Annotated in this window: 7 protein-coding genes, 1 pseudogene and 1 other annotated feature; all 8 genes and pseudogenes read right to left on the bottom strand. The window is 36.5% G+C overall.

What is annotated here, in order from left to right:
- Positions 1–164: 164 nt before the first annotated feature.
- Positions 165–1,094 carry a PspC-like choline-binding domain-containing protein gene (locus tag CYK18_RS10570; RefSeq protein ID WP_101782751.1) on the bottom strand — a complete coding sequence of 310 codons (930 nt, stop codon included), beginning with the start codon at positions 1,092–1,094 and terminating at the stop codon, positions 165–167.
- A gap of 18 nt (positions 1,095–1,112) precedes the next feature.
- Positions 1,113–2,381 carry a trypsin-like peptidase domain-containing protein gene (locus tag CYK18_RS11280; RefSeq protein ID WP_101782752.1) on the bottom strand — a complete coding sequence of 423 codons (1,269 nt, stop codon included), beginning with the start codon at positions 2,379–2,381 and terminating at the stop codon, positions 1,113–1,115.
- A gap of 468 nt (positions 2,382–2,849) precedes the next feature.
- The gene (gene pezT, locus CYK18_RS10560; protein WP_101782753.1) at positions 2,850–3,620 is read right to left on the bottom strand and encodes a type II toxin-antitoxin system toxin PezT; all 771 of its coding nucleotides are present in this window, start codon (positions 3,618–3,620) and stop codon (positions 2,850–2,852) included.
- Positions 3,620–4,096: a type II toxin-antitoxin system antitoxin PezA gene (pezA, locus tag CYK18_RS10555; RefSeq protein WP_101786491.1), complete on the bottom strand. Its 477-nt coding sequence runs from the start codon at positions 4,094–4,096 to the stop codon at positions 3,620–3,622. The genes pezT and pezA overlap by 1 nt, the downstream gene beginning before the upstream one ends.
- Before the next feature lie 241 nt (positions 4,097–4,337).
- Entirely contained in the window at positions 4,338–4,706 is a 369-nt protein-coding gene (rplL, locus tag CYK18_RS10550; RefSeq protein ID WP_001196965.1) for a 50S ribosomal protein L7/L12, read from the bottom strand.
- Positions 4,707–4,778: 72 nt separating this feature from the next.
- The gene (gene rplJ / locus CYK18_RS10545; protein WP_001287277.1) at positions 4,779–5,279 is read right to left on the bottom strand and encodes a 50S ribosomal protein L10; all 501 of its coding nucleotides are present in this window, start codon (positions 5,277–5,279) and stop codon (positions 4,779–4,781) included.
- A 38-nt stretch (positions 5,280–5,317) separates the two neighbouring features.
- Positions 5,318–5,453: a sequence feature (ribosomal protein L10 leader region), on the bottom strand.
- Positions 5,454–5,528: 75 nt separating this feature from the next.
- Complete coding sequence (locus CYK18_RS10535; protein WP_101786489.1) at positions 5,529–6,788, bottom strand: TRZ/ATZ family protein; 1,260 nt, start codon at positions 6,786–6,788, stop codon at positions 5,529–5,531.
- Between the two features lie 171 nt (positions 6,789–6,959).
- Positions 6,960–7,133, bottom strand: a pseudogene (locus CYK18_RS11180) (IS4 family transposase); the annotation flags it as partial.

The raw sequence follows: 7,133 nt of genomic DNA, 5'->3' as shown, positions 1-7,133 counted from the left end.
CTCTGAATACTATTATTCAAGTGGGCTTTTATTTGTTTTATCATGGGAAATCCCTCCTTAACTATAAGTTTATCACATAAAAAAGAAACCCAAATACAGAATTGTATTTGAATTTCTTAACTTAATGACATTGACCTTCTCAGTAGATTTTCTCTGTTTAAAATTTATTTCCAAGCGCCACTGCCATCTACATAATAGCCATCTGGTGTGCGTGTATTGCGAAGCATATTACCAGATGATGCGAGATAGTACCACTTACCATTATCTTTGACCCAACCGGTAGACATTGCACCTGATGAACGAAGGTAGTACCAACTGTTACCAACATAAGCCCAACCTGTCTTCATATCACCATTTTGAGCATCTAGATAATACCAAGTTGAACCATCTTTCACCCAACCAGTTACCATAGCACCTGATGAACGGAGATAGTACCAATTATTACCTAGATATTGCCATCCTGTTTGCATTGCAGCAGTTGTTGGATCAAGGTAGTACCAAGCTGAACCATCATTTATCCAACCTGCACGTCTTTCACCACCAATATAGTTTTCTCCATTAATTTCTGTTTTAGCTAGATAATACCAGTTAGACTGATCATAAAGCCAACCTGTCTCTAAAGAATGATTCTGATTAAAGTAATAGTTCGTGTAATAACGCTTCTCTTCTTTATCTTCTGAATCTTCACGTTTTTCCCCGTACTCTTTTCCAACACTGTCTTTTGTTTTAATCTCTAATGCTTTCCAGCCAACAAATTCTTGTAGTACCCCATCTTGTCCAAAATAGTACCACTTGTGTTGAAGGCCGATTTCATTAACTGGTTGGTTATCTAATAAATCATCACGATAACCTGTTCCAGGAATTTCTAAGTATTGCCATCCAACTACCATTTCTCCTTTATCACCAAAATAGTAAGTTTTTCCGTCTATTTTATGCCAATAGATTGCTTTATGATCATCTTTTACATAATATTTTCTATTATCCTTATCAACAAATTGACCACCTGTGGTATCCGCAAATACAGTATTTGTAGTTAGCAAACCAAAGAAAAGTACTGTTAGTCCAACTTGCATAGTTTTTTTCAAAAATTTCATTTATATATTTCTCCAATATTAGATCCACTCACCAGATGAAGCGAAATTATAAACTTTACCATCGATAGTTTGGCTACCTGTAACCATTGCTCCAGAGGAGTTGAGATAATACCAATTTTCTCCTACTTTTATCCAACCTGTTTTCATATCTCCATTAGTAGGATCTAAATAGTACCATGTTGAGCCATCTTTATACCAACCAGTCTTCATATCACCATTGGTCTTATCTAAATAATACCATCTTCCTCGTATATATTTCCAACTTGTGGACATTGAACCAGAGGTTTCCAGATAATACCATTTGCCATTTATACTTTGCCAACCTGTTTGTTTATCATGTTGTCTATAATAGTACCAACTACCACTTAATTTCTTCCATCCTTCAAGAGAATAACCTTTGAGTACTGAATAAATAAATGATAAATTTTGTTCATTTAATTTTACTGCGCTATTAACTTGGTTGGCTTCATCTCCCAAAATATGTACTCCAACTACACGGTGACTAGCATCATAAACAGCAGATCCACTTGATCCCCCCAAGGTATCAACTTGATAATTCAAAAAAGTACCATCATCACTTAAAACTTGTTTTTTATCTGTATACATTTGATGAATTCCAAAATCATATGATGGATAGCCTGTAATTGTTACTGGTTTTCCCGCCAAATTTTTCTGACTATTTGGAAGCCCCAATGTCCCCAATTTTGCACCAACAGGCTCTTCTAGAATTAATAGAGCCAAGTCATATTTCGATGCATCTCTAGAATTTAAAATTCTAAATTCCTTCAAATAACGAACTTCTTTAACTTTGATCTTTCCAAATGGTTCCTGATCTGGACTAGCTGCCGGAAGTACATAAATAGCATCAGCTTCTTTCCCATATTTATGACTGTAGAAGTTATGAGCTGCTGTAATTAAAACATTATCTTTAATAAAATTCGCACTTCCTCTTCCTTCTGTATTCATTCCATTAGATACACCATGGTACTCAGACAAAACCATAGCTGAAGTTGAATACGGATACTGTAAAGTATTATCAATTTTAACCAAATCATCAGTACCAATAATTACTTCTGATTGATTTTGGTAGTATGAACCATACGTTGGCGAAATCTCAGGAAGTGAAAAATTATTAGTTTCCGGACTTTCCTGTAATGTTTCACTTACCTCATATTCTACACCTGTACTAGAAATAACAGTCAAAGCAGATACTGTCGACAACTGGCTAGCCAATAAAGTACTCGCAATAATTGAAATACCCAATTTTTTATAAAAAATTTTCTTCATTATTTTCTCCTCCTAATGTGATTATAGCATACTATTTTATACTTTTTAATAATAATTGAGAAAATTAAGAAAATTCAGTATCTTCTCACTAATCTTGTATACTATTGTATCTGTCAGGAAAATACACTTCAAACTTCTCCAATATATATAAAATAGACCATTCCAGAATCTACTTTAATCTATATTAATTTTGATCACAATTTTTCTTCTTATTTCTTCTTATTTCGTCTTAAAGTAGTCATATTTTGTCAGTCTTCTTTTTTCTGAGTTATTGAGATTGATTGGAACTTTTGCGGCTGGGCAAAATCTCAATTCCTGAAGAAAATGGAGTAAATCTTCCCACAAGAAAACGCATAATTTCAAGTTTTTCGACACCTGATACTATGCGTTTTTTGGTTCTAAAAAATGTTCGCCCACCTTGAACAACTAACAAAATTTATAAGTAGACTATATTTTAAAATTTGTGTTCTAACAACCATTTCGATTAGTTAAATCTTTCAACCTTTCTTCTCCAGATTTAAGCATCTCTTTCTCCACTTGATTCCATTCTCCAAATAGTAAATCATGAAGAACAGTTGCTGCTGAAGTTGTATTTTCTTTTGATTCATATACACAACTTCTATCTCGCTGGTAAATTTGAATTCTTTCAAAGATAGCTAGTTCTTCCAATTTTCGTGTGTTATCAACTAGATGATTAACAATGAAATCATGATGTTCTTTTGGAGTTGCGCGTGCTTGATTTGGATTGATAGCGTATAGTTCTTCGTATCGGATAAGGGTGCTCAGATAGGACAGCTTAGGCTTTGTCGCAATTAAGTCTAATTGTACTTCATATCCCTTATTTTTCAATAGTTGTGCTGTTTTCTTTGGAACATCAATAGTACGTAAAGTTCCCTCAATCAAAAGATTGTATCCCAAATGACTCAATTCTCTTACTAAAGACTCCACCATTTTTCCCGCAAAATCCTTGGTGTATTCAACACTATCTTTGCCATATTCTTTCTGCAGTTCTAAATAGTGTGGATGCTGAGAACGAAAACTATCGCCATCTATGATAACAATATTTCCTTGAAATTCTTTCTGTTTAATACGATGAATTGTAGTCTTGCCAGCACCACTTTGCCCTCCAAGCAAAATCGCTATAGGTTGCTTACTGAACTTTTTTCCTCTTGTCAGAGAACGAAGATTCCGTGCCAAAGCATGTTTGAATTCACTATCGGTATAATCTTGGATTTCCATTAGGCTACCATCCGTTTTTCAGATATCTCTAACATACGTTCAATTCCATCCAAATAACCGATATATCTCTCTATTTCATCAAAAGTTTCTACTAAATAGATATTCGTATGAATCAAGTCAGATAGATCATCACTCATTAAAATCCAAGGATTAGATTCATCATCAACGCTAATTCGCTGACTATCTTGATAACGATAGAGTCGAGATAATAGATTAGCACCTCTTTCTTTCACAATTTCAATTTTTAAAGTCAATTCATAATCTTCAACAGGATTGAGCATTTTATCTTCTCCTACAATATCGACATAAGATACATTAAACTTCTGGCAGATGATATCTATTAGTTCCGTAGAGACTGAACTAGTGCCATTTTCATAACGACTCAAACTATTTCGAGAAATTCCTATAATTCGGGCAAATTCAGGTTGTGTTAAGTCATGTGTTTTACGTAAGGATTTTATGTTTTTTCCAATCATGGGAAACTCCTTTCATTTGATAACACAATTATAACATTTAGAAAAAAGAAATGCACTATTTTTGGTGCGTTTTTAACAAGAGCTACACAAATTTCTAACAAAGAGCAATATAAAAACCCCACCAAGATAATTCCTAGTGGGGTTTCGGTGGGGAAAACAATTATTCTCCCAATTATTATCGCCTTTATATTGTCTTAAACTTCATTAAACAAGGGTTCCGCAATATAATTGCGGTACTCTATTATTTAAGAGTAACTGAAGCTCCAGCTTCTTCCAATTTAGCTTTGATTTCTTCAGCTTCTGCAGTTGCAACGCCTTCTTTAACAAGTGCTGGTGCACCGTCAACAAGTTCTTTAGCTTCTTTAAGTCCAAGACCTGTGATTTCACGTACAACTTTGATAACGCCAACTTTTTTGTCGCCTGCAGATGTCAATTCAACGTCGAATGAATCTTTAGCAGCACCAGCGTCAGCAGCACCAGCTGCAGCAACAGCTACAGGAGCAGCTGCAGTTACACCAAATTCTTCTTCGATAGCTTTTACAAGGTCGTTCAATTCAAGGATTGAAGCTTCTTTAATTTCAGCAATAATGTTTTCAATGTTCAATGCCATTGTTATTTCCTCCAAATATGTTTTAAATTTATAATAGATTTTCGTAGCTAGGCTACGCTGCGTAGCTTAAGATTAAGCTGCGTCTTCTTTGTTGTCTGCAACCGCTTTGACTGCAAGAGCAACGTTGCGCACTGGCGCTTGAAGTACAGAAAGGAGCATAGAAAGAAGTCCTTCGCGGTTTGGAAGAGTTGCAAGAGCAAGAATCTCTTCTTTAGATGCGACAGCGCCTTCGATTGCACCACCTTTGATTTCAAGTGCTTCAGCGTTTTTAGAAAAGTCGTTCAAGATTTTCGCTGGTGCGATAACATCTTCGTTAGAAAATGCTACTGCAGATGGTCCAACAAATACAGATGCAAGATCTTCAAGACCAGCTTTTTCAGCTGCACGACGCAAGATTGAGTTTTTAATAACTTTATACTCAACTTCGCTTCCACGAAGCTCACGACGAAGAACTGTATCTTGCTCAACTGTCAAACCACGAGCGTCTACAACGACGATAGATGCAGCAGCTTTCATTTTTTCAGCTACTACGTCAACTAGTTCCGCTTTTTTAGCAATAATTGCTTCACTCATTAGTGTGTTCACCTCCGTTATTATTTTGCTTGGGGAATTTTTCCAAAAGAAAAACGCGCCCAAACCTAGACACGAAAGTACAATACGCTTCTTTTTACATGATACGTTTTGTCCTCGGTAGGATACTTATGAGTCGAGCTCCCCTACTGTCTTAGGCAGTTTTTTCAAACCGTATATAAGTATAGCATAGTCAAAAAAAGAATGCAAGATTTTTGCAAACTTTTTTAAAATTTTTTCGTGATTTTTCTTTTAAAGTTCTACTGTTAAGACTTGACCTTGCTTAACAACCTGTTCTCCGCCGATATAGACATCATCAACATCACTGGATTTAACAGCATAAACCAGGTGAGAGAGCATATTTGCCTGAGGTTGAAGATGGATTTTCCCTTGTGGTTGGATGACCAGAAAATCTGCTTTCTTGCCAACTTCCAGACTTCCTATCTGTTCGTCCATTCCAAGAACCTTAGCACCTTCTATCGTTAGAGCCTTGAGGGCTGTTTCGATTGGAAATTGGTTGGCATCCTCACTTTTCATCTTCTGAAGAAGGGCTGCAGTCCGTCCTTCCTCAAACATATCTAGATTGTTATTGGAGGCAACCGAATCTGTCGCAATTCCCACAGCCACTCCTGCTTTTTGAAGTTGGATGATTGGAGCAATTCCTGATGCCAGTTTGAGGTTACTGATAGGATTGTGGGCAATAGACACTTGAGAAGTTGCCAAGCGTTCAATTTCTCTCTCGTTTAATTCGACCCCGTGAGCAAAGACAGACGGATGATCTAAATACCCCAGTTCTTCTAGAAAGGCTAAGGGGCGTTTGCCGTAGCGTTTCAGGATAATTCCTGATTCCTCCTTGGTCTCCGCCACATGGATATGGATTGGAATAGCAAGCTCTTTCGCCATATCTAAGCTCGTTTCCAGCAAGTCTCTATCACAGCTGTAGGGAGAATGTGGGGCTACCATCACCTTGAAATTTGGATTTTTATATCCAATAATTTCCTCAATGATTGCTCGAGTTCTGCTTATAGTTTCAGCAGTTGTCTCTGTCTCCGAAGAAAAAAGAGTCGGTGAGAAATAACAACGCATCTTGGAAGTTTTCACTGCCTGATAAATCCGCTCAATATCCACACCATTGGTATTATACATATCGTTGAAGGTTGTTGTTCCCGACTGGAGCATTTCTATCATAGCTTCTTTAACCGCTCTTGTTGTCATGTCGGGAGTAAATCCTGCTTCTGCAGGCCAGATATAATCATTGAGCCATTCATGGAGATTGCTATCATCTCGGATTCCTCTCAATCCTGTCATTGCAGAATGGGTGTGGCAATTAACCAAACCAGGCATAATCCAGGCTCCCTGATAGTCTATAATCTGCTCAGCTTGCTCTAAAATCTCTGACTTCTCTTGACCAACATAGACGATTTGAGAATCCTTAACTGCTAAGATTCCATTCAGATAAACATGGAAATCTTGATCACAAGTCACGATATTTACATGCTGATAGACTTTCATACTAGGCTCCTTTTCTAAAAGACAATTTACAGTGAATAATTTTTCTAGCTATTGTAACAAAAAAGTCACCCGAAGGCCAATGTCATTAAGTTAGTGATCTAACTCTTTAAATAGAAGATAGGATTGAGAACATCAAAGTGATTCTCTATCCTATCTTCTATTTTTTGAGATTTATGTTACTCTATAGATGAAATCAACTACCGATTGGGTCTTTATCTTTCTTTGATATTTTCGATTCGGTCGAATAATAGATAACTGTTTCTTGAGGTAGTTTTTCAACTGGAGAGAAGAAAGGGAACAGTTAAAAAACAAACGGCAGGCATAAGCCGCATCTGAGAAACACAC

Origin of the sequence: Streptococcus mitis (genome assembly GCF_002860865.1) — a bacterium.
Classification (GTDB): domain Bacteria; phylum Bacillota; class Bacilli; order Lactobacillales; family Streptococcaceae; genus Streptococcus; species Streptococcus mitis_AT.
This window is presented reverse-complemented; position numbering and strand designations above follow the sequence as displayed.